This window comes from Nocardioides aequoreus (genome assembly GCF_000720335.1).
Classification (GTDB): domain Bacteria; phylum Actinomycetota; class Actinomycetes; order Propionibacteriales; family Nocardioidaceae; genus Marmoricola; species Marmoricola aequoreus.
The window spans coordinates 88,040-110,304 of record NZ_JOJN01000009.1; the positions used below are offsets into that span (position 1 = coordinate 88,040).

At 71.9% G+C, this 22,265-nt stretch carries 22 protein-coding genes; 12 read left to right on the plus strand and 10 right to left on the minus strand.

Annotation, left to right across the window (positions count from 1 at the left end):
• Positions 1-3 precede the first annotated feature (3 nt).
• The 3 genes from IG63_RS0116220 to IG63_RS0116230 all read right to left on the minus strand — a co-directional run bounded on the left by IG63_RS0116220 (position 4) and on the right by IG63_RS0116230 (position 3,873).
• Positions 4-213: a YbdD/YjiX family protein gene (locus IG63_RS0116220; RefSeq protein ID WP_030485398.1), complete on the minus strand. Its 210-nt coding sequence runs from the start codon at positions 211-213 to the stop codon at positions 4-6.
• The gene (locus IG63_RS0116225; protein ID WP_211249356.1) at positions 210-2,396 is read right to left on the minus strand and encodes a carbon starvation CstA family protein; all 2,187 of its coding nucleotides are present in this window, start codon (positions 2,394-2,396) and stop codon (positions 210-212) included. Before IG63_RS0116225 ends, IG63_RS0116220 begins: the two co-directional genes overlap by 4 nt.
• A gap of 100 nt (positions 2,397-2,496) precedes the next feature.
• On the minus strand, positions 2,497-3,873 hold the full coding sequence (locus tag IG63_RS0116230) for an aspartate aminotransferase family protein (protein ID WP_030485400.1): 1,377 nt from the start codon (positions 3,871-3,873) through the stop codon (positions 2,497-2,499).
• Positions 3,874-4,004: 131 nt separating this feature from the next.
• Between IG63_RS0116230 and IG63_RS0116235 the strand changes: the two genes are divergently transcribed.
• Both IG63_RS0116235 and IG63_RS0116240 read left to right on the plus strand, forming a co-directional pair.
• A complete protein-coding gene (locus IG63_RS0116235) occupies positions 4,005-5,447 on the plus strand; it encodes a gamma-aminobutyraldehyde dehydrogenase (protein WP_030485401.1) in 1,443 nt (480 codons plus the stop codon).
• Positions 5,447-6,664, plus strand: coding sequence for a saccharopine dehydrogenase C-terminal domain-containing protein (locus IG63_RS0116240; RefSeq protein WP_030485402.1), 1,218 nt, complete (start codon positions 5,447-5,449; stop codon positions 6,662-6,664). The genes IG63_RS0116235 and IG63_RS0116240 overlap by 1 nt, the downstream gene beginning before the upstream one ends.
• Before the next feature lie 23 nt (positions 6,665-6,687).
• Here the strand turns inward: IG63_RS0116240 and IG63_RS0116245 are convergent, their stop codons facing one another.
• Positions 6,688-6,870, minus strand: coding sequence for a hypothetical protein (locus IG63_RS0116245; protein ID WP_030485403.1), 183 nt, complete (start codon positions 6,868-6,870; stop codon positions 6,688-6,690).
• A gap of 148 nt (positions 6,871-7,018) precedes the next feature.
• On the opposite strand from IG63_RS0116245, the gene IG63_RS0116250 reads away from it, so the two are divergent.
• The gene (locus tag IG63_RS0116250) at positions 7,019-7,951 is read left to right on the plus strand and encodes a LysR family transcriptional regulator (RefSeq protein ID WP_245604468.1); all 933 of its coding nucleotides are present in this window, start codon (positions 7,019-7,021) and stop codon (positions 7,949-7,951) included.
• Between the two features lie 3 nt (positions 7,952-7,954).
• Here the strand turns inward: IG63_RS0116250 and IG63_RS0116255 are convergent, their stop codons facing one another.
• The 3 genes from IG63_RS0116255 to IG63_RS0116265 form a co-directional block, all read right to left on the minus strand.
• Complete coding sequence (locus tag IG63_RS0116255) at positions 7,955-8,365, minus strand: VOC family protein (protein ID WP_030485405.1); 411 nt, start codon at positions 8,363-8,365, stop codon at positions 7,955-7,957.
• A 38-nt stretch (positions 8,366-8,403) separates the two neighbouring features.
• Positions 8,404-9,747: a 4-aminobutyrate--2-oxoglutarate transaminase gene (gene gabT, locus IG63_RS0116260; protein ID WP_030485406.1), complete on the minus strand. Its 1,344-nt coding sequence runs from the start codon at positions 9,745-9,747 to the stop codon at positions 8,404-8,406.
• Between the two features lie 85 nt (positions 9,748-9,832).
• Positions 9,833-10,996: a phospholipase D-like domain-containing protein gene (locus IG63_RS0116265; protein WP_084597259.1), complete on the minus strand. Its 1,164-nt coding sequence runs from the start codon at positions 10,994-10,996 to the stop codon at positions 9,833-9,835.
• Positions 10,997-11,156: 160 nt separating this feature from the next.
• On the opposite strand from IG63_RS0116265, the gene uvrB reads away from it, so the two are divergent.
• Complete coding sequence (gene uvrB / locus IG63_RS0116270; RefSeq protein ID WP_030485408.1) at positions 11,157-13,298, plus strand: excinuclease ABC subunit UvrB; 2,142 nt, start codon at positions 11,157-11,159, stop codon at positions 13,296-13,298.
• Positions 13,299-13,305: 7 nt separating this feature from the next.
• Here the strand turns inward: uvrB and IG63_RS0116275 are convergent, their stop codons facing one another.
• Positions 13,306-13,761 (minus strand): hypothetical protein, encoded by a 456-nt coding sequence (locus IG63_RS0116275; protein WP_030485409.1) that lies wholly within the window; start codon positions 13,759-13,761, stop codon positions 13,306-13,308.
• Positions 13,762-13,838: 77 nt separating this feature from the next.
• Between IG63_RS0116275 and IG63_RS0116280 the strand changes: the two genes are divergently transcribed.
• Both IG63_RS0116280 and IG63_RS0116285 read left to right on the plus strand, forming a co-directional pair.
• A complete protein-coding gene (locus tag IG63_RS0116280; protein WP_036195903.1) occupies positions 13,839-15,128 on the plus strand; it encodes an MFS transporter in 1,290 nt (429 codons plus the stop codon).
• Between the two features lie 45 nt (positions 15,129-15,173).
• Complete coding sequence (locus IG63_RS0116285; protein ID WP_030485411.1) at positions 15,174-15,611, plus strand: VOC family protein; 438 nt, start codon at positions 15,174-15,176, stop codon at positions 15,609-15,611.
• Here the strand turns inward: IG63_RS0116285 and IG63_RS0116290 are convergent.
• Positions 15,608-16,294 carry a potassium channel family protein gene (locus tag IG63_RS0116290; protein WP_030485412.1) on the minus strand — a complete coding sequence of 229 codons (687 nt, stop codon included), beginning with the start codon at positions 16,292-16,294 and terminating at the stop codon, positions 15,608-15,610. The two genes, IG63_RS0116285 and IG63_RS0116290, sit on opposite strands and share 4 nt — an antisense overlap.
• Before the next feature lie 40 nt (positions 16,295-16,334).
• On the opposite strand from IG63_RS0116290, the gene IG63_RS0116295 reads away from it, so the two are divergent.
• Genes IG63_RS0116295 through IG63_RS0116320 form a run of 6 tightly spaced genes read left to right on the plus strand, consistent with a single transcriptional unit; the run spans position 16,335 to position 21,520 of the window.
• Positions 16,335-16,874 carry a hypothetical protein gene (locus tag IG63_RS0116295; RefSeq protein ID WP_157210235.1) on the plus strand — a complete coding sequence of 180 codons (540 nt, stop codon included), beginning with the start codon at positions 16,335-16,337 and terminating at the stop codon, positions 16,872-16,874.
• Positions 16,871-17,425: a hypothetical protein gene (locus tag IG63_RS0116300; RefSeq protein ID WP_030485414.1), complete on the plus strand. Its 555-nt coding sequence runs from the start codon at positions 16,871-16,873 to the stop codon at positions 17,423-17,425. Before IG63_RS0116295 ends, IG63_RS0116300 begins: the two co-directional genes overlap by 4 nt.
• A complete protein-coding gene (locus IG63_RS0116305; protein WP_030485415.1) occupies positions 17,425-18,429 on the plus strand; it encodes an NAD(P)/FAD-dependent oxidoreductase in 1,005 nt (334 codons plus the stop codon). Before IG63_RS0116300 ends, IG63_RS0116305 begins: the two co-directional genes overlap by 1 nt.
• A 24-nt stretch (positions 18,430-18,453) precedes the next feature.
• Entirely contained in the window at positions 18,454-19,713 is a 1,260-nt protein-coding gene (locus IG63_RS0116310; protein ID WP_030485416.1) for a glycosyltransferase family 4 protein, read from the plus strand.
• A complete protein-coding gene (locus IG63_RS0116315; RefSeq protein WP_030485417.1) occupies positions 19,707-20,429 on the plus strand; it encodes a class I SAM-dependent methyltransferase in 723 nt (240 codons plus the stop codon). Before IG63_RS0116310 ends, IG63_RS0116315 begins: the two co-directional genes overlap by 7 nt.
• Positions 20,426-21,520, plus strand: coding sequence for a prenyltransferase (locus tag IG63_RS0116320; RefSeq protein WP_030485418.1), 1,095 nt, complete (start codon positions 20,426-20,428; stop codon positions 21,518-21,520). Before IG63_RS0116315 ends, IG63_RS0116320 begins: the two co-directional genes overlap by 4 nt.
• On the opposite strand, the gene IG63_RS0116325 is transcribed toward IG63_RS0116320, so the two are convergent.
• Positions 21,500-22,141, minus strand: coding sequence for a class I SAM-dependent methyltransferase (locus tag IG63_RS0116325; RefSeq protein ID WP_030485419.1), 642 nt, complete (start codon positions 22,139-22,141; stop codon positions 21,500-21,502). The two genes, IG63_RS0116320 and IG63_RS0116325, sit on opposite strands and share 21 nt — an antisense overlap.
• Positions 22,142-22,265: the final 124 nt, after the last annotated feature.

Here is a 22,265-nt window from a genome sequence, read left to right on the forward strand (position 1 = left end):
CCCTCAGCAGCAGCGGCCCTGCGTGCCCTGCTCGCGGTGGTCGTCGCGGTGCCGCTCGAACTGGCGCCGGGTCATCGGCGTACGGCCCTCGCGCGCGCAGCGCTCGAGGTAGTCGTCCCACTTCGACTCGCCGCTGAGCTGGCGGGCGTACCAGCGCACGCCCGCCAGGACCCGGCGTACGGGCGCGGTGGCGACGCCTGCGCCCGGGCTCACGAGCGGACCCTCTCGCGCTCCCACTCGGCGACGGCCGCCTTCTCCTCCTTGGTGGCGATGAAGTCCTTCGGGGCCACGATCTCCGACGGGGTGGCGTCGACCTCGGTGGTCGGCAGCACGCCCGCACGGGCGGCCCTGACCCAGATCACGGCAGCGTTGGCGACGATGACGAGGACCAGCAGCGCGAAGCTCGCCTGCAGGATGCCGTTGACCGTGCTGTTGGTGATCACGGTGCCCATCTGGTCGAGGTCGGTGGCCGGGGCCAGCACGTCGCCGGCCTCCCGCGCGGCGCGGTAGCGGTCGGCCTGGGCGAAGTAGCCGATGGCCGGGTTGTCGCTGAAGACCTTCTGGTAGCTCGCCGTCAGCGTGACCACGAGGTCCCAGGCGAGCGGCACCGCGGGCACCCAGACGTACTTCCACCAGCCGTGCTTGCAGAAGAGCGTGACGGCCAGGGTCAGCGCGATCGCGGCCAGCAGCTGGTTGGCGATGCCGAAGAGCGGGAAGAGCTGGTTGATGCCGCCGAGCGGGTCGGTGACGCCGACGTAGAGCATGTAGCCCCAGGCGCCGACGGTGATCGCGGAGGCGCCCCAGGCGGCGGGCTTCCACGAGGTGTCGCCGAACTTGGGCCACACGTTGCCGATCGTGTCCTGGAGCATGAAGCGGCCCACCCGGGTGCCGGCGTCGACGGCGGTGAGGATGAAGAGCGCCTCGAACATGATCGCGAAGTGGTACCAGAAGGCCGAGAGGCCGCCGCCGAAGGCCTCGCTGAAGATCAGCGAGATGCCGAAGGCGAGCGTCGGCGCGCCGCCCGTGCGCGAGACCAGCTCCTCCTCGACGCTGGCGGACGCCGCGGCCAGCTGGTCGGGCGTGATGGTGAAGCCGAGCGTGGAGACGAACTCCGAGGCGCCCTCGACGGTGCCGCCGGTGACGCCGGCGGGGGAGTTCATCGCGAAGTAGAGCCCCTGGTCGATGACGCAGGCGGCGATGAGGGCGGAGATGGCGACGAAGGACTCCATCAGCATGCCGCCGTAGCCGACCATGCGGACGTGGCTCTCCTTGGCCAGCATCTTCGGCGTGGTGCCCGAGGAGATCAGGGCGTGGAAGCCGGAGAGCGCGCCGCAGGCGATGGTGATGAAGAGGAAGGGGAAGAGCTTGCCGGCGAAGACCGGTCCGGTGCCCTCGACCGCGAAGTCGGTGACCGCCTGCGTCTGCAGCACCGGCGCGGCCAGGATCAGGCCCACCGCGAGCAGCACGATGACGCCGATCTTCATGAAGGTGGAGAGGTAGTCGCGCGGCGTGAGCAGCATCCACACCGGCAGGATCGAGGCGACGAAGCCGTAGACGACGAGCGCGATCGTGAGCGTCTCGGGGGAGAGCGTCAGCGGCTCGGCGAGGCCGGAGCCGTCGACCCAGCCGCCGCCGATGATGGCGAGCAGGAGCAGCACCACGCCGATGCCGGTGACCTCCATGACCCGGCCGGGACGCAGGTAGCGCAGGTAGAAGCCCATGAAGAGCGCGATGGGGATCGTCAGCCCGATCGAGAAGACGCTCCAGGGCGACTCGGCCATCGCGTTGACCACGACGAGGGCCAGCACCGCGAGCAGGATGATCATGATCGCGTAGACGGCGATCAGCGCCGCGATGCCGCCGACGGTGCCGATCTCCTCGCGGATCATCTGGCCCAGGCTCTTGGCGTCGCGGCGCATCGAGAAGAACATCACGACCATGTCCTGCACGGCCCCGGCGAAGATGACGCCGACGATGATCCAGATCGTGCCGGGCAGGTAGCCCATCTGCGCCGCCAGCACCGGACCGACGAGCGGGCCGGCGCCCGCGATCGCGGCGAAGTGGTGGCCGTAGAGCACCCGCCGGTCGGTGACCTCGAAGTCGGTGCCGTCGGCCAGCCGCTCGGCCGGCGTCGCACGGCGGTCGTCGAGCCGCAGCACCCGCCCGGCGATGAACTTGGAGTAGAAGCGGTAGGCGATGACGTACGACGCCAGCGCCGCGAAGAGGATCCACAGCGCGGAGACGTCCTCGCCGCGCGAGAGGGCGAGCATCGCCCACGAGATCGCGCCGACCACGGCGATGCCGCCCCAGACCGCCATCTGCAGGGGGGACATCCGCGTGCGGGGGGCGTCGGGGGACGCCCCTCCGGACGGTCGGGCCGAGGTGTCGGTCGTCATGGTGCGCCTCCCGCATCCGAGACTGTGGGCGTCGTCACACTAAGGCACGCGGACGCCCGCGCCCGTCGAGGCTCGCCTCAGGGAGCGGGTGGCGCCGCCTCTACAGCCGGCTCCAAGCCTCGGTGAGCACGCCGCGCAGCGTCGACTCGATGAAGTCGAAGTGCTGCTGCTCGAGCACCAGCGGGGGAGCGAGCTGGATGACCGGGTCGCCCCGGTCGTCGGCGCGGCAGTAGAGACCGGCCTCGAAGAGCGCGCCGGAGAGGAAGCCGCGCAGCAGCCGCTCGGACTCCTCGTCGGTGAAGGTCTCCTTGGTGGTCTTGTCCTTGACCAGCTCGATGCCGTAGAAGTACCCGTCGCCGCGGACGTCGCCGACGATCGGCAGGTCGGTCAGCTTCTCCAGCGTGGCGCGGAAGTCGCCCTCGGTGGCGCGCACGTGCTCGTTGAGCTGCTCGCGCTCGAAGATGTCGAGGTTGGCCATGGCGACGGCGGTGGAGACCGGGTGGCCGCCGAAGGTGTAGCCGTGGGCGAACATGTTGTCGCCCTTGGCGAAGGGCTCGAAGAGCCGGTCGGTGGCGATCATGGCGCCGAGCGGCGAGTAGCCGGACGTCAGCCCCTTGGCGCAGGTGATGATGTCGGGCTGGTAGCCGTAGCGCTCGGCGGCGAACATGTGGCCCAGCCGCCCGAAGGCGCAGATGACCTCGTCGGAGACGAGCAGCACGTCGTACTCGTCGCAGATCTCGCGGACGCGCTGGAAGTAGCCGGGCGGGGGCGGGAAGCAGCCGCCGGAGTTCTGCACCGGCTCGAGGAAGACGGCGGCCACGGTGTCGGGGCCCTCGAACTCGATCGCCTCGGCGATCCGGTTGGCGGCCCACTGGCCGAAGGCCTCGAGGTCGTCGCCGTGCTCGGTCGCCCGGTAGAAGTTGGTGTTGGGCACCCGGAAGGTCGAGGGCACCAGCGGCTCGAAGGGCGCCTTCATGCCGGGCAGGCCGGTGATCGACAGCGCACCCTGCGGCGTGCCGTGGTACGCGATGGCGCGGCTGATCACCTTGTGCTTGGTCGGCTTGCCGGTGAGCTTGAAGTACTGCTTGGCCAGCTTCCACGCCGACTCGACGGCCTCGCCGCCACCGGTGGTGAAGAAGACGCGGTTGAGGTCGCCGGGGGCGTACTCGGCGAGCCGGGCCGCGAGGTCGATCGCGCTGGGGTGGGCGTAGGACCACAGCGGGAAGAAGGCGAGCTCGGCCGCCTGCTTGGCGGCGGCCTCGGCCAGCTCGGTACGACCGTGGCCCGCCTGGACCACGAAGAGCCCGGCGAGCGCGTCGAGGTACTTGTTGCCGGCCTCGTCCCAGATGTAGGGGCCCTCACCGCGGACGATCGTCTGCACCGGGTGCGCGTCGTAGGTCGAGTGGCGCGTGAAGTGCATCCACAGGTGGTCCTTCGCCGCCTGCTGGCGCGCCTGGTCGGGCTGGTGCTGGGTCATGACCCCAGTGTGCCGTCCCTCCCCGGCGCCCGCAAACGATTCGGGGCCGAGTCGCGACGACTTCGACTGGATCCGCGATCAAACGGCGTTGAACCTACCGAATCCGTTGTCCCCTCACTATCCTCGGCGCCATGGCTGAGACCCACTTCCGCAACGTGATCGGTGGCGAGGCGGTCGACGCCGCCTCCGGCGAGACCTACGACGTGCTCGACCCGACGACCGGCGAGGTCTACGCCACGGCGCCGATGTCGGGTCGGGAGGACCTCGACCGTGCCTACGGCGCCGCGGAGGCCGCCTTCGACGACTGGGGACGGCGTACGCCGCGCGACCGCGCCAAGGCCCTGCTCGACATCGCCGGCGCGATCGACGACCACGTCGAGGAGATCAACGCCGTCGAGTGCCGCGACACCGGCAAGCCCCTCGGCATCACCATGTCGGAGGAGATGCCCTACGCCTCCGACCACTTCCGCTTCTTCGCCGGGGCGTCCCGGCTGCTCGAGGGCCGCTCCGCCGGGGAGTACATGGACGACCACACCTCCTACGTGCGGCGCGAGCCGATCGGCGTCGTGGGGCAGGTGACGCCGTGGAACTACCCGCTGATGATGATGATCTGGAAGGTCGCGCCGGCGCTCGCGGCCGGCAACACCGTCGTCCTCAAGCCCAGCGACACCACGCCGGCCTCCACGACGTACTTCGCGCAGCTGTGCCAGGAGTTCCTGCCGCCCGGCGTCTTCAACGTGGTCTGCGGCGACCGGGAGACCGGTCGGGCGCTGGTCGAGCACCCGACGCCCCAGATGGTCGCCATCACCGGGTCCGTGCGGGCGGGCATGGAGGTGGCGCGCTCGGCGGCGTCCGACCTGAAGAAGGTGCACCTCGAGCTCGGCGGCAAGGCGCCGGTGATCGTCTTCGACGACGCCGACGTCGAGAAGGCGGCCCAGGGCATCGCCGAGGCCGGCTACTTCAACGCGGGGCAGGACTGCACCGCCGCGACGCGCGTGCTCGCCGGCCCCCGCGTGCACGACGACTTCGTCGCCGCGCTCACCGAGGCCGCCCGCGCGACCCGCACCGGCATGCCCGACGACGAGGACGTGCTCTACGGACCGCTCAACAACGGCAACCAGCTGGCGCACGTCTCCGGCATGGTCGACCGGCTGCCAGAGCACGCGCGCGTCGAGACCGGGGGAGCGCGGCAGGGGGACCGCGGCTACTTCTACGAGCCCACGGTGCTCTCGGGCCTGCAGCAGCAGGACGAGCAGATCCAGACCGAGATCTTCGGGCCGGTGATCACGGTGCAGCGCTTCGGCGACGAGGCCGAGGCGCTGCGCCTGGCCAACGGCGTCCGCTACGCGCTGGCCTCCAGCGTCTGGACCAGGGACCACGGCACGGCGATGCGGATGGCGCGCTCGCTCGACTTCGGCTGCGTCTGGATCAACACGCACATCCCCTTCCTCTCCGAGATGCCGCACGGCGGCTTCAAGCACTCCGGCTACGGCAAGGACCTCTCGATGTACGGACTCGAGGACTACACGCGGCTCAAGCACGTCATGCACTACATCGGGGCGGAGGACGCCTGATGCGCATCCTGCTGGTGGGAGCCGGCGGCGTCGGCTCCGCCTTCACCGCGATCGCCGCGCGTCGTGACTTCTTCGAGCGCTGCGTGGTGGCCGACTACGACGCCGCGCGGGCCGAGCGCGCGGTCGCGGCCGTCGGCGACGAGCGCTTCGTCGCGGCGCAGGTCGACGCGTCCAGCGCCGAGGCCGTCGAGGCCCTGGTGCGCGAGCACGGCGCGACGCACGTGATGAACGCCGTCGACCCCGTGTTCAACATGAGCATCTTCGACGGTGCCTTCGCTGCGGGCGCCGACTACGTCGACATGGCCATGAGCCTGTCGCGCCCGCACCCGGAGCGGCCCTACGAGGAGTGCGGCATCAAGCTCGGCGACGAGCAGTTCGCGGTCGCCGACCGCTGGGAGCGGGCGGGGCGCCTCGCGCTCGTCGGGATCGGGGTCGAGCCGGGACTCTCCGACGTCTTCGCGCGCTACGCCGCGGACCACCTCTTCTCCGAGATCGACGAGCTCGGCACCCGCGACGGCGCCAACCTCGTGGTCACCGACGACGACGGCAACGAGATCTTCGCGCCGTCCTTCTCGATGTGGACCACGATCGAGGAGTGCCTCAACCCCCCGGTGATCTGGGAGGAGGGGCGCGGCTGGTTCACCACGCCGCCCTTCTCCGAGCCCGAGGTCTTCGACTTCCCCGAGGGCATCGGCCCGGTCGAGTGCGTCAACGTCGAGCACGAGGAGGTGCTGCTGATGCCGCGCTGGGTCGACGCCAAGCGCGTGACCTTCAAGTACGGCCTCGGCGACGAGTTCATCACCATCCTCAAGGTGCTCCACACCCTCGGCCTCGACCGCACCGAGAAGGTCCGGGTCAAGGGCGTGGACGTCTCCCCGCGCGACGTCGTCGCCGCGGTCCTGCCCGATCCGGCGAGCGTCGGGCCCCGCATGACCGGCAAGACCTGCGCCGGGCTCCACGTCACCGGCCGGGGCAAGGACGGCGAGCCGAGGTCGACGTACCTCTACCACGTGGTCGACAACGCCTGGTCGATGCAGGAGTACGGCCACCAGTGCGTGGTCTGGCAGACCGCGGTCAACCCGGTCGTCGCGCTCGAGCTGCTCGCGCGGGGCGAGTGGTCGGGCACGGGCGTGCTCGGCCCCGAGGCCTTCGACGCCGTGCCCTTCCTCGACCTGCTCACCGAGTACGGCAGCCCCTGGGGCCAGCGGGAGCAGTGAGCAGGAGCGGGCCCTGGCAGGGCTCAGGCGGCCAGGACCTGCTTGGCGCCCTGGGGAGCCTTGCTGCCGGTGAGGAGGGCCTGAGGGGCGCCGCACCAGCAGGTGAAGTGCATCTCGATGCCGTGGTCGGTGTTGACCAGCTCGTGGATCTGGCTGGTGCTCATGAGCTGACGGCGCTCGCAGGCGGTGCAGGTGTGGACGAACATCGGGGAACCTCCCTGGCTCTCTCTCGGTGACGGGCTGTCGACCTCCAGTCTGACGCTCCACCATCGATAGCGGTATCCTTCTCTTCCTGCATGACACGAAGGATCTGCCTATAGGGCCAGGTCACCGGGCCCGAGGCGTGAGGAGGCTGTGACCGTGCTCACCCTGCACCAGCTGCGCTGCTTCCTCGCGGCGTACGAGGAGGGCTCGCTGACCGCGGCCGCCGACCGGCTCGGGTATGCCCAGCCGTCGGTCTCGGAGCAGATCCGCAACCTGGAGGCCACCCTCGGCGCACCGCTCTTCCGGCGGGTCGGCCGAGGCGTGGTGGCGACCACCGTGGCCGACGAGTTCCGCCCCCACGCGGAGCGCACGCTCGCCGCCGCCGAGGAGGCGCGGGCCGCGGTCGCCAGCCAGGTGCGGCTGGAGACGGGCACGATCCGCTTCGGCATGTTCGGCATCGCGCGGCTCTACGCGGGCGCCGACCTGGTCGCCGACGTGCTCGCCCGCTACCCGGGGGTCCGGGTCGAGCTCATCGGCACCAACAGCACCGAGGTGCAGGAGGAGCTGCGACGCGGCCGGCTGGAGGCGGCCATGATCGCCGTGCCGCAGCTGGAGAGCGAGGGCTTCACCGTGACGCCCGTCGCCCGCGACGAGCTCGTCTACGTCAGTCGCGACCCCGCCCGGCTGGCGACGGCGGTGACCCCGCACCGGCTGTCGCTGGCGACCCTGGTGATGCCGGAGACGACCTTCCGGCAGGTCGACTCGGTGCGCATCCTGCTGCGCCAGATGCTCCACGAGACCGGGCGCAACCCGCAGACGCGCATCGAGGTCGAGGACGTGGAGACCGCGGTCGAGCTCGCCGGCATGGGGCTGGCCGACACGGTCATCACCAAGGGCGCGGCCGAGCAGCTGCTGCCACGGCTCGCGCCCGAGGCGGGCTGGGTGTCGCTGCGGCCCCGGCAGTACGACACCCTCGCCATCGTGCACCGCCGCGACGCGATCCTCTCGCCCGCGGCGCGGCTGATGATCGAGCTCGCCACGGCGCGGATCCAGGCCATCGCGGAGCCCGTCAACCCGCGCTGACGATCACCCCACGAAGAGGCAGAAAGGATGGCCCGCCGGGTCGGCCAGCACGTAGAGCGGCTCGTCGGGGTCGTCGCGGCGGTCGAGCAGCAGCGTGCCGCCCAGCTCCTCGGCGACGGCCCGGTGGCGCTCCAGCGCGGCCACGTCGGGCGCGACCATGTCGAGGTGCAGCTGCATCGGCACGTCGTGGCTCGGCCACGTCGTCGGGGTGAGCCGCTCGACCTGCTGGAAGGCCAGCGCAGAGCCGCCGTCGGGGCGGCGCAGCACCAGCCAGTCCTTCTCGGGCTCACCCTCGGCCGGAGGCTCGTCGCCCGGTCGGTAGACCAGGCCGAGCAGCCGGCGGTAGAACTCGGCGTCGCGGCGTACGTCGGTGGTGTCGAGCACGGTCTGCCCGAGCACGGGGTGGTCGCTCATGCTGCCTGCCTATCGCGAGCCACCGACAGCGCGGGCGCTCAGAGGCCGAGCGCGACCTCCTCGATCACGTCGAGGGCCTCGTCGAGCAGGTGGTCGGGCATCACGAGCGGGGGCAGGAAGCGCAGCACGTTGCCGTAGGTTCCGCAGGTCAGCGTCAGCACGCCACGCTCGTGGCAGCCCTTGCTGAGCGCCGACGCCGTCGCCGCGTCGGGGGTCGTGGTGCCGGGCTCGACGACCTCGACCGCGAGCATCGCGCCCCGGCCACGGATCTCACCGAGCGCGGGGAACTTCTCGGCCAGCGTGGAGAGCCGGTCGCGCATCGTCTGCTCGATCCGCCGGGCGGCGGCGTTGAGGTCGAGCTCCTCCATCGTGGCGATCGCGCCGAGCGCGGCCGCGCAGGCCACCGGGTTGCCGCCGTAGGTGCCGCCGAGGCCGCCGCCGTGGACGGCGTCCATCATCTCGGCGCGCCCCACCACCGCGGCCAGGGGCATGCCGCCGGCGACGCCCTTGGCCACCGTGACCAGGTCGGGGACGACGCCCTCGTGCTCGCAGGCGAACCACGCGCCCGTGCGGCACATGCCCGACTGGATCTCGTCGGCGACGAAGACGATGCCGTGCTGACGGCACCACTCGGCCAGGGTCGGGAGGAAGCCGGGCGCGGGCACCACGAAGCCGCCCTCGCCGAGCACCGGCTCGATCACCAGGCAGGCGAGGTTGTCGGCGCCGGCCTGCTTCTCCAGCACGTCGATGGCGCGGGCCGCCGCCTGCTCGCCGGTGATCTCGACCGGCTCGCGGAAGGGGTAGGACATCGGCGCGCGGTGGACGTCGCCCGCGAAGGGACCGAAGCCGTCCTTGTAGGGCATGTTCTTGGCCGTCATGGCCATCGTGAGGTTGGTGCGGCCGTGGTAGGCGTGGTCGACCACGGCGACGCCGGTGCGACCGGTGGCGTGCCGCGCGATCTTGACGGCGTTCTCGACAGCCTCGGCGCCGGAGTTGAAGAGCGCGGCCTTCTTGGCGTGGTCGCCCGGGGTCAGCTGCGCCAGGCGCTCGCAGACCTCGACGTAGCCCTCGTACGGCGCGACCATGAAGCAGGTGTGGGTGAAGGCCTGGACCTGCTCGGTCACGCGGCTCACCACCTCGGGGGCGCTGTTGCCCACGCTGGTCACGGCGATGCCGCTGGCCAGGTCGATCAGGGAGTTGCCGTCGACGTCGACGAGCACGCCGCCGCCCGCCGCGGCGACGTAGACCGGGAGCACGCTGCCCACCCCGCTCGCGACGGCCGCGAGGCGGCGCTCCTGGAGCTCGCGGGAGCGAGGCCCGGGCACCTCGGTGACGAGTCGGCGCTCCTGGGGGAGGTCTGGACCTCCGGTTTCAGTGGTCATGAGGCTCTCCTGCGACGGGATCGGTCGTGCACGGCGGCGTACCTCGCCAGTATTCGCTCGGGTGGGCTCCCGGGGCAACCGAGGATCAGAGCAGCGGGCGCAGCGGGGTCAGGATCGACTCGGTGAAGCGGGCGTAGACGTCGCGGGCCTGCCACTCGTCGAGGGTCAGCTGCAGGGAGTTGGTCAGGTCGGTGCGGAAGATCCGCTCCATCTCCTGGGCGAGCGACTCGTCGAAGAACTCCACGTTGATCTCGTAGTTGCCCGTCATCGAGAGCCGGTCGACGTTGGCGGTGCCGATGGTGGTCCAGCTGCCGTCGATGGTGGCGGTCTTGGCGTGCACCATCGCGTCGCGGAAGCGGTGGATCGCGATGCCGGCCTCGAGCATGCGGCGGAAGTAGCCGCGGCTGATCCAGTCGGCGACGATGTGGTTGGACTTGGCCGGCAGCAGCAGCCGCACGTCGACCCCGCGCCGCGCCGCCATCATCATGGCCTCGACGAAGCTCTCGTCGGGGATGAAGTAGGCGTGCGTCATCCAGATGTTCTTCTGCGCCCGGTTGATCGCCTCCAGGTACATCGACCGGATCGGGAACATCCACAGGCGCGGCACGTTGCGGTGCACCCGGATCCGCGGCTCCCACGACGGCGGCGTGGAGACCAGCATCGGCTGCTCGCTGCGGCGCAGCCGCTTCTCGCGGTGCAGGTTCCAGAAGTCGGCGAAGGCCCGCGTGAGGTCACCGACGCCCGGGCCGGTGATCCGGCAGTGGGTGTCGCGCCACTCGGTGGCGTACGCCGAGCCGAGGTTGTAGCCGCCGACGAAGCCCACCTCGTCGTCGACGACCAGGATCTTGCGGTGGTCGCGGCCGTAGCGCGAGAGGTCGAAGAAGCGCCACCCGGCGCCGTAAACCGGGTAGGCCAGCACCTTGACCCCGGAGGGGAAGCGCTTGAAGCCGGGACGCACCACCAGGTTGGCGAAGGAGTCGTAGATGACCCGGACCTCGACCCCGCGGTCGGCGGCCTCGACCAGCGCCTGCTTGAAGCTCTGCCCGACCGCGTCGGCCTTCCAGATGTAGGTCTCCAGCAGGACCTGCCGCTGGGCGCCCCGGATGGCGCGCAGCATGTCGTCGTAGAGGTCCTGGCCGAAGGTGTAGGTCGTCACGGTGCCCTCGCCGACCTGGGTGTCGGCGGCGGTGCGCGTCGGGAAGGGCTTGGGCTTCTTGCCGCGGCGACGGTAGGAGTCGACCAGGCTCATCGCGATCGCGACCAGCAGCGGGACGCCGAAGACGACGCCGACGGTGCGCTTGGCCCACGTGAACGCCGGGTGAGCGGTGTTGATCAGGGGAAGGTCGCGGCGCTGCACGCGGCCATGGTGTCAGAGCCGGGCTGTCGGACCCCGCCCGTAGGCTTGCGGCATGCGCCCCGTGACCGATCTCGAGCGCCGCGTGGCGCCGTTCGACGTGCAGTCGGACTACCAGCCGGCGGGCGACCAGCCGGCGGCGATCGCCGAGATCGCCAAGCGGCTCCGCGGCGGCGAGCAGGACGTCGTGCTCCTCGGCGCGACGGGCACCGGCAAGACCGCGACGGTCGCCTGGGTGGCCGAGCAGGTGCAGCGGCCCATCCTGGTGATGCAGCCCAACAAGACCCTCGCCGCGCAGTTCGCCAACGAGCTGCGTCAGCTCTTCCCCGACAACGCCGTCGAGTACTTCGTCTCCTACTACGACTACTACCAGCCCGAGGCCTACGTGCCTCAGACCGACACCTACATCGAGAAGGACTCCTCGATCAACGAGGAGGTCGAGCGGCTGCGCCACTCGGCGACCAACAGCCTGCTCACGAGGCGCGACGTCATCGTGGTCAGCACGGTCTCCTGCATCTACGGTCTCGGCACGCCGCAGGAGTACGTCGACCGGATGCTGCGGATGCGGGTGGGCGCGGAGATGGACCGCGACTCGGTGCTGCGCCGCCTGGTCGAGATCCAGTACACCCGCAATGACCTGTCCTTCACCCGCGGCACCTTCCGGGTGCGCGGCGACACCCTCGAGATCTTCCCGGTCTACGAGGAGCACGCGGTCCGGGTGGAGTTCTTCGGCGACGAGATCGAGCGGCTGCAGACGCTGCACGCGGTGACCGGCGAGATCCTGACCGAGGACCAGGAGATCTACGTCTTCCCGGCGACCCACTACGTCGCCGGCCCGGCCCGCATGGAGCGCGCCATCGCCGGGATCGAGGCCGAGCTGGAGGAGCAGGTCGCGCTCTTCGAGCGGCAGGGCAAGCTGCTGGAGGCGCAGCGGCTGCGCATGCGCACCTCCTACGACATCGAGATGATGCGGCAGGTCGGGTCGTGCTCGGGCATCGAGAACTACTCGATGCACATCGACGGCCGCGCCCGCGGCAGCGCCCCCAACTGCCTGCTCGACTACTTCCCCGAGGACTTCCTGCTCGTGGTCGACGAGTCGCACGTCGCCGTGCCGCAGATCGGCGGCATGTACGAGGGCGACATGTCGCGCAAGCGCAACCTGGTCGACCACGGCTTCCGGCTGCCGAGCGCGATGGACAACCGGCCGCTGCGCTGGGAGGAGTTCCTCGACCGGATCGGCCAGACGATCTACCTCTCGGCCACGCCCGGCGACTACGAGCTGGCCAAGGTCGGCGGCCTCGACCACGTCGTGGAGCAGATCATCCGCCCCACCGGCCTGATCGACCCCGAGGTGGTGGTCAAGCCCACCAAGGGCCAGATCGACGACCTGATGGAGGAGATCGGGCTCCGGGTCGAGCGCAACGAGCGCGTCCTGGTCACCACGCTGACCAAGAAGATGTCGGAGGACCTCACCGACTACCTGCTCGACAACGGCGTGCGCTGCCGCTACCTGCACTCCGAGGTCGACACCCTCAAGCGCATCGAGCTGCTGCGCGACCTGCGGCTGGGGGAGTACGACGTGCTCGTCGGCATCAACCTGCTGCGTGAGGGCCTCGACCTCCCCGAGGTGTCGCTGGTCGCCATCCTCGACGCCGACAAGGAGGGCTTCCTGCGCTCCGACAAGTCCCTGATCCAGACGATCGGCCGCGCGGCCCGCAACGTCTCGGGCCAGGTCGTGATGTACGCCGACCGCGTCACCCCCTCGATGGAGCTCGCGATCGACGAGACCAACCGTCGCCGGGAGAAGCAGGTCGCCTACAACACCGAGCGGGGCCTCGACCCGCAGCCGCTGCGCAAGAAGATCGCCGACATCACCGAGATGCTCGCCCGCGAGGACGAGACCACCCAGGAGCTGCTGGCCACCTGGCAGGGCACCGGCGCGCGGGGTGACAAGAGCCGCAAGGCGCCCGTCCCCGGCCTCTCCAAGCTCGACACCGCGAGCGCCCGGGCAGCGCGCGAGAAGGCGCCCGACGCCGAGCTGATGCCCGCGGGCGACCTCGCCGAGCTCGTCCAGCAGCTCACCGAGCAGATGCACACCGCCGCCGCCGAGCTGCAGTTCGAGCTCGCGGCCCGGCTGCGCGACGAGATCTCGGAGCTGAAGAAGGAGCTGCGTCAGATGATCGAGGCCACCCGCTGAGTGCGGGTCAGGCGCTCAGGTCGACGTCGCACTCGTCCTTGGCGTGCTTCTCGATGTTGTCGCCCGCCTCGGTGAACTTCTCGTCGCCCAGCGACTCCAGCTTGGGGCCGAGCTCGGCGAGCTTGGCCATGTCGACGCCCTCGGGGATGTCGCCGTTCTGCATCCCGGCTAGGTCCGACATCTCGATGCCGGCCTCCTCGAGGGCGTCCTCGACGGTGGTGATCGCGGTCTCGAGGGTCTCCCAGTCGCCCTCGACCGCCTCGGGGGCCTCGTCGGCCAGCTGGCGGAAGCGGTCGAAGGCCTGGTCGAGCTGGGCGGGGTCGGGGCTGCTGCTGTCGAAGTTCTCGAAGAGCGACTTGCTCTCGCGCAGCTGGTCGCAGTAGGCGCTGCTCTCGCTGCCGCCGCAGGCGGTCAGGGTGGCGGCGGCCAGTCCGAGGGCGGCCATACGGATCAGGGTGCGCATCGAGGGTCCTTCGCGGTCGGTGGTCCGGCCCGAGACCGGGCCGAGACGAGGGTGGCACGAAGCGTACGATCCGACCAGTGAATCGGACACGACGGCGCAGTGCCTGGCTGGTGTGGGGAGTCGGGCTCGCGGTCTACGTGCTCGCCGTCTTCCACCGCTCCTCGCTCGGCGTGGCCGGTCTCGTCGCCGCGGAGCGCTTCGACATCACCGCCGCCCAGCTGGCGACCTTCACCATGCTCCAGCTGCTGGTGTACGCCGCGATGCAGGTCCCGGTCGGGCTGCTCGTCGACCGCTTCGGCTCCCGCAGCGTGATGACCGGGGGACTGGCGCTGCTGACCCTGGGGCAGCTCGGCTTCGCGCTCGCCACGTCGTACGCCGCCGGCCTGGCGGCGCGCGGGCTCGTGGGCATCGGCGACGCGATGACCTTCATCTGCCTGCTGCGGCTGGTGTCGAGCTGGTTCCCGGCCCGGAGGGTGCCGCTGGTCACCCAGCTGACCGCCGTGACCGGCCAGACCGGCGCGCTGGCTGCCGCGGTGCCGATGACCTGGGCGCTGGCCCACCTCGGGTGGACCCGCTCCTACCTGCTGGCCGCCGCCGTCGGGCTGGTCCTGGCGGCCGTTCTGCTCGTCGTCCTCCACGACACCCCCGACGGCCGCAACCTGCGCGGTGCCCGCCTCACGCTGCGCACGGTGCGCGAGAGCCTGGCCGCGTCGTGGGCCCACCCGGGCACCCGGCTCGGCTTCTGGATGCACTTCGTGACCCAGTTCAGCTCCACCACGATGGCGCTGCTGTGGGGCTACCCCTTCCTGGTGCGCGGCGAGGGCCAGAGCCCGACCTCCGCGGGGGTGCTGCTCTCGCTCATGGTGGTCGCCGTCATGGTCGCCGGACCCGTCCTCGGGCTCCTGGTGGGCGCGCACCCCTGGCACCGGTCGACGCTGGTCCTGGGGATCACCGGGGCGATCGTCACGGTCTGGAGCGTCGTGCTCGCGTGGCCGGGGGAGGCGCCGTACCCGCTGCTGGTGCTGCTCGTCGTGGTCACCGGGGTCGGCGGACCGGCCTCGGCCATCGGCTTCGACCTCGGGCGCACCTCCAACCCTGCGCACCGGCTGGCCAGCGCGACCGGGATCATCAACCAGGGCGGCTTCTACGCCAGCCTGGTGCTCGTGGTGCTGATCGGCCTGGTGCTCGACTGGCGCACCCCGGCCGGCGCGGCGACGTACCCGTCGGGGGCCTTCGTGTGGGCGATGGCCACGCAGTACCCGCTGTGGGCGCTCGGGCTGGTGCAGGTCTGGCGCTACCGGCGGCGCACCCGCACCCGGATCCTCGGCGACCCCGAGGCGATGGCCGCGCTGGGGCTGCCCGGCTGAGTCGCTGCGGACACGCGCTGTCCGCCCTCGGGGCCAGACTGGGGCATGACGACACGAGAGATCCAGGTGACCTTCGACTGCGGCGACCCGGCCGCGCTCGCTGCCTTCTGGTGCGAGGTGCTGGGCTACGCCGTGGAGGCGCCGCCGGAGGGCTTCGCGACCTGGCCGGCCTTCCTCGAGAGTGTCGGGGTGCCCGAGCCGGAGTGGAGCTCCCGCTCGGCCGCCCGTCCGCTCGAGGGCCACGGGCCGCGGCTGTTCTTCCAGCGGGTGCCGGAGGGCAAGACCGCGAAGAACAGGGTGCACCTCGACGTGCGCGCCGCCCCCGGCCTCAAGGGCGCCGAGCGGCTGGCCGCCCTCGACGCGGAGGCCGCGCGGCTGGTGGCGCTCGGCGCCAGCGTCGTGCTGCGCCAGGAGCCCGACGGTCTCGACGAGGCGTGCATCTGGATGAACGACCCGGAGGGCAACGACTTCTGCCTCGACTAGCGCTCGCGGGGGTGTCGCACCGTCATCGCGACCAGGCGCGAGATCACCATGGCGACGTAGAGCACCCCGGCGACCTGCTCCAGGATCACGACCGAGCGGGCGTGGTCGCCGACCGGCAGCACGTCGGAGAGGCCGACGCTGGTGAGGTTGGTGAAGGAGAAGAAGAGCAGGTCGAAGAAGCGGTCGGCGCCGGCCTCGCCGAGCGGCTCGATCGACCCCGGCACGGCGACCGCGACGACGACGTAGACGTGCGCGAAGGCCCACGCCACCACCGTGAAGGCCGCCCCGATGGCCCACAGCTCGTCGGTGGAGACCCGGTCGTCGTGGAAGAGGTAGCGGATCAGGCTGATCGAGACGTAGAAGTAGAAGACGGCGTGCAGCGCTCCGCTCGCGATCGCCACGGCGTCGTTGTCGGGCCAGAGCGCCTCGCAGACCGTCAGCACCACGGCGGGCAGGCCGACGGCGAAGGCGACCACCGAGAGCGACGGGGTGTAGCGCACCACCGCGACCGCGAGGCCGACGGCCACCATCGAGAGCACGCCGAGCAGGGTCGAGCCGACGGTGCCGTCCTGCAGGAAGGGGTAGGCGACCACCGCGGCGAGCTGGGCGAGCAGGAGCAGCGCGCTGGGCTTGTGCAGCCCCATGCGCTGCAGACCCGTCTCGTCGCGCTCCCGAGTGCTCATCCTGCGGGAGTCTAGTGACGCGTGCCACTAGGCTTCCCGCGTGCCAACCGACGACCTCCCGGGACAGGCCGCCGCACGTCGTTGGGTGGTCGTCGACGCAGTGCTGGTGCTGCTGGCGCTCGTCCTGGCCGTGGCGCTGGTGCTGGCCTGGACGCGCGACGCGCCGGCAGCCGCCGGCGACGACCGGGCGCAGCGCACCGCTGCGCTCTACCGCGAGGTCACCGCGGCGGCGACCGAGCAGGCCGAGGCCTTCCTGGAGGTCGACCACCGCGACATGGACGCGGTCACCGAGCGGGTCCTCGCGGGTGCGACCGGTGACTTCGCCGAGCAGTACGCCGCCTCGCGCGAGCGGCTCGTGACGCGCGTGGAGCGCGCCCGCGCGGTGGTGACGAGCGCGGCGCGCGTCGTCGGCGTCGCCGAGCTCGACGCGGACCGCGCCGTGGTGCTGGTGGCGGCCGACAGCGCCGTCCGCGACCGTGACACCGGCGACGACGAGGAGCTGCGCAAGCACCGGATGCGCCTGGTGCTGGAGCGGCAGGACGGCGCCTGGCTGGTCTCCGAGCTCGGGTTCACCCGATGAGCCCGGGGGAGGGGAGCCGCGCGCTGCCGCGCGGCCTGCGGTGGGCAGGGCCGGGGGCGACCCTCGTCCTGGTCCTGCTCTGCCTGGCGCTGACCGCCGGGCTGTCGGTCGCGGTGTGGTGGGACCAGCGGCCGGGCAGCACCCGGCCGAGCCCGGCGCAGCCGGTCACCTCCGTCGAGGCCCGCCAGGCGGTGCTCGAGGGGGCGGGCCCGGTCGTCGAGCGGGTGCTCTCCTACGACTGGCAGGGCTTCGACGCGGTGGTCGCCGAGACCCGCGAGGAGCTGCTCTCGGCCCGCTTCGCCGAGGAGTACGCCGGCCTCATGGAGCGGCTGCGCCCCGCCGTCGAGCGCGACCGGGTCACCGTGCGCGCCACAGCCACCGACGTCGGGGTGGTCTCCGCCGGCCCTGACCGTGCCGTGGCGCTGGTCTACCTCGACCAGGTCAGCACGACCGAGGGCTCGCCGGGACGCCGCACCGACGAGGTCCGGGTGCTGGTCACGCTGCGCGCCGATGCGGGAGAGTGGCGCGTCTCACGGATGGATGCCTTCTGATGACCTCGACCAGCCCCCCGCAGGAGATCGACACCGACCTGCTCGTCGTCGGTGCCGGTCCCACCGGCCTCTTCGGCGCCTACTACGCCGGCTTCCGCGGCATGCGCGTCACCGTCGTCGACTCGCTGCCCGAGCTGGGCGGACAGGTCTCGGCGATGTATCCCGAGAAGTCGATCCTCGACGTCGCCGGCTTCCCCTCGATCAAGGGCCGCGAGCTGGTCGAGCGGCTGGTCGAGCAGGCGGCGAGCGCGCGGCCGACGTACCTGCTCGGGCGCACCGCCTCGACCCTGGAGACCTCCGACGAGGAGCCTGAGGGCCGGGCCGTGCTGCGGCTCGACGACGGCACCACCATCACCGCCCGGGCCGTGGTCGTCACGGCGGGCATGGGCAAGTTCACCCCGCGGCCGCTGCCCGCGGGCGAGGGCTGGGACGACCGTGGGCTCGTCTTCTTCGTGCCCTCCTTCGCCGAGTACGCCGGCCGCGACGTGGTGATCGTCGGCGGTGGCGACAGCGCCTTCGACTGGGCGCACCACCTGGAGCCGATCGCGGCCTCGGTCACGCTGGTGCACCGTCGCGACCAGTTCCGCGCCCACCGGGCCACGGTCGACGCCGTGCTGGCCGGTCGCACCGAGGTGATCACGCGCGCCCAGGTCACCCGCCTGGTGGGGGAGCACCACGTCGCGTCGGTCGAGATCACCACCGCCGACGGCGAGGTGCTCACGCGTCCCGCGCAGGCCGTGGTCGCGGCGCTCGGCTTCGTCGCCGACCTCGGCGCGATGCAGGAGTGGGGCTTGGAGTTCGACCACCGGCACCTGCGCGTCGACACCCACATGCGCACCAACCTGCCGCGGGTCTTCGCCGCCGGCGACATCACGGAGTATCCCGGCAAGGTGCGGCTGATCGCGGTGGGCTTCGGTGAGGTGGCGACGGCCGTCAACAACGCGGCCGTGATCGTCGACCCCTCGGCCCACGTCTTCCCGGGCCACTCGAGTGACGGTAGTTGACACTCGTTCAGTTACTGTCGCCCCGTGCGCGTCGCCCTCTTGTCCTACCGGAGCAAGCCGCACTGCGGGGGCCAGGGCGTCTACGTCCGGCACCTCTCGCGGGCCCTGGTCGCGCTGGGTCACGAGGTCGAGGTGCTCTCCGGTGCGCCCTACCCCGACCTCGACCCCGAGGTCCGGCTGACCAAGGTGCCGAGCCTCGACCTCTACCGCGAGCCCGACCCCTTCCGCACCCCCCGCCTCTCCGAGCTGCGCGACCTGGTCGACGTCAGCGAGGTGCTGGAGATGTGGACCGGCGGCTTCCCCGAGCCGCGCACCTTCAGCCGCCGGGTGGCCCGGATCCTGGCGCGGCGCCGTGACGACTTCGACGTGGTGCACGACAACCAGACCCTCGGCTGGGGGCTGCGTGACGTCGAGGCGATGCTGCCCACCGTCACCACCATCCACCACCCGATCACGGTCGACCGCCGCACCGACCTGGCCGCCGCGCCCACCCTGCGCAAGCGCCTCGGCGTACGGCGCTGGTACGGCTTCACCCGGATGCAGGCGCGGGTGGCGCGCGCCGCCGGGCACGTGCTCACGGTCTCCGAGTCGAGCCGGCGCGACATCGTGCGCGACTTCCGCGTCGACCCGGCTCGCGTGCAGGTCGTGCCGCTGGGCGTCGACGAGGCCTTCCGGCCGCCCCCCGAGCCCCGCGTGCCGGGCCGCCTGCTGGCCATGGCGAGCGCCGACGCCCCGATGAAAGGGGTCGCCACGCTCCTGGAGGCCGTGGCCAAGCTGCGCACCGAGCGCGACGTGCACCTGGTCCTGGTGAGCCGGCCGACGCCGGGAGGCCGCACCGAGCGGCTGGTCGACGAGCTGGGGCTGCACGACGCCGTGAGCTTCGTGCACGGCCTCGACGACGACGAGCTGGTCGCCCTGATGGGGTCGGCCGAGGTGGCCTGCGTGCCCTCGCTCTACGAGGGCTTCTCGCTGCCCACCGCCGAGCTCATGGCGTGCGCCACCCCGCTGGTGGTCAGCCGTGCGGGTGCCATCCCCGAGGTGGTCGGACCCGACGGCGAGTGCGCCGACCTCGTGGAGCCCGGCGACGTGGGTCAGCTCGAGCACGCGCTCGCCGCGCTCCTCGACGACCCCGAGCGCCGTGCGCGCATGGGCCGGGCCGGTCGCGCCCGGGTGCTCGAGCGCTTCAGCTGGCGTGCCGTGGCCGAGGCCACCGTGGCGGCGTACGACGAGGTGGTGGCGGGCAGGTCTGCTGCCCGCCCCGTGGAGGAGGAGAGCACGTGCTGACCGTCGACTTCGACCGGCTGGGGCTGCGTCCCGGCGACCGCGTCATCGACATGGGCTGCGGCGCCGGGCGCCACGCCTTCGAGATGTACCGGCGGGGCGCCGACGTCATCGCCCTGGACGCCGACGCCGACGAGCTGCACGGCGTCTCCGAGCTCTTCGCCGCGATGCGCGAGGCCGGCGAGGTGCCCGACGGCGCGGAGGCCGACGTCAAGCAGGGCGACGCGCTGTCGCTGCCCTTCGCCGACGGCGAGTTCGACCGCGTCGTGGCCGCCGAGGTGCTCGAGCACATCCCCGACGACGCCGGCGCCATCGCCGAGCTGGTGCGCGTGCTGCGGCCAGGCGGCACCATCGCGGTCACCGTGCCGCGCTACGGCCCCGAGCGGGTCTGCTGGGCGCTGTCGACGGCGTACCACGAGGTCGAGGGCGGGCACGTGCGGATCTACCGCGGCTCCGAGCTCGTCGCGCAGCTCGAGCGCGCCGGACTGGTGCTCGAGGGTCGCGACCACGTGCACGGGCTGCACGCGCCCTACTGGTGGATCAAGTGCGCCGTCGGCGTGACCAACGACCGGCACCCGCTCGTGCGCGCCTACCACCAGCTGCTGGTCTGGGACATCATGCGCACGCGTGGGATCTCCCGGCTGACCCGTGGCGCGGAGCGGCTGCTGGACCCGGTCATCGGCAAGAGCCTGGTGCTCTACCTGCGCAAGTCCGCATGACCGTCCCCGAGCTGACGGGCCTCCTCGACGCCGCGCAGGTCGGCGCCACGGTCCGCACCATCGTGCGCAGCCAGGAGCCGGACGGGGCGATCCCGTGGAGCCCGCTCGACCGGGTCGACGTGTGGAACCACGTCGAGGCGGCGATGGCGCTCTCGGTCGGCGGCGAGCGCGAGGCCGCCGAGGCGGCGTACGACTGGGTCGCGCGCACCCAGCGGCCCGACGGCTCGTGGCCGATGCGCTTCCACCTCGGCGCGGTCGACGACCCCGGCACCGAGTCCAACATGTGCGCCTACCCGGCCGTCGGCGTGTGGCACCACTGGCTCCTGACCGGCGACCGCGGCTTCGTGGAGCGGATGTGGCCCCACGTGCGCCGTGGCCTCGACCACGTCGTCGGTCTCCAGCTGCCGCACGGCGGGATCGCGTGGGCGCAGGGATGGCGCGACGGTGGGCCGGGGGAGGCCTACGACGAGGCGCTGCTGTCGGGCTCCTCGAGCATCTACCAGGCGTTGCGGGCCGGCGTCGCCCTCGCGGCCCTGCTCGACGAGCCCCAGCCCGAGTGGGAGCTGGCCGGGGGCCGGCTCGGTCACGGGCTGCGGGCTCACCGCGACCGCTTCCTGGCCAAGCCGACCTTCGCGATGGACTGGTACTACCCCGTGCTCGGCGGCGCCGTGCGCGGTGCCGACGGCCGCGCGCTGATCGCGCAGCGCTGGGACGACTTCGTGGTGCCGGGCCTGGGCATCCGCTGCGTCGACACCAACCCGTGGGTGACCGGCGCCGAGACCTGCGAGCTGGTGCTGGCGCTCGACGCGCTCGGCGACCGCGCCGCCGCGACGCGGCTGCTCACCGACGTGCAGCACCTGCGCAACGACGAGGGCGGCTACTGGACCGGCTACGTCTACGCCGACGACGCGATCTGGCCGCGCGAGGAGACGACGTACACGGCGGCCGCGGTGGTGCTGGCGGTCGACGCGCTCTCGCGGACCACCCCGGGCTCGGGGATCATGCGCGGCGAGACGCTGGCGCACGACTTCCCCGAGATCGGGCTGGAGTGCGGCTGCGCGTCGGTGCCCTCAGACTTCCTCGCCGGCTGAGCCGCGGGTGCGGGTGAGCACCCGCATCGACCCCACGGTCTCGGTGGGCTCGAAGGCGCCGCTCGCGACGGCCCGCTGCCAGACGTGGTATGGCGCCTGCCCGCCCTCGGCGGGGTCCTCGAAGACGTCGTGCACGACGAGCGCGCCTCCCGGCCGCACCCACCGGGCGAAGCCCGTGTAGTCGCCCTGCGCGTGCTCCTCGGCGTGGCCCCCGTCGATGAAGAGCAGCGCCACGGGCGTGCGCCAGTGGCGAGCGACGGTCCTGCTGCGCCCCACCACCGCCACCACGACGTCCTCGAGCCCCGCGTCGTGCAGGGTGTCGCGGAAGACCGGCAGCGTGTCCATCAGCCCGGTCCGGCGGTCGACGAGCGAGGCGTCGTGGTGCTCCCACCCCGCCTGGTTCTCCTCCGACCCGCGGTGGTGGTCGAGGGTGAAGACGACGCTGCCGACCTCGCGCGCGGCGGCCCCGAGGTAGATCGCGGACTTCCCGCAGTAGGTCCCCACCTCCAGAGCCGGCCCCTCCCCGAGGTGGGCTACCGCCGTCCGGTGCAGCAGCGCGCCCTCGTCGTCCGGCATGAACCCCTTCGCCGCACGGGCGTGGCTGAGCAGGTCCGCTGGCATCGTCACGCCGGCGACGGTACGGGGGTCTCGAGACGGTTGCTGCGCAACCTCCTTGACCACCCGGAACCGCGGGTGGTCGAGGAAGGTGTGCAGCGGTTGCTGCGCAACCTCCTCGACCACCCGG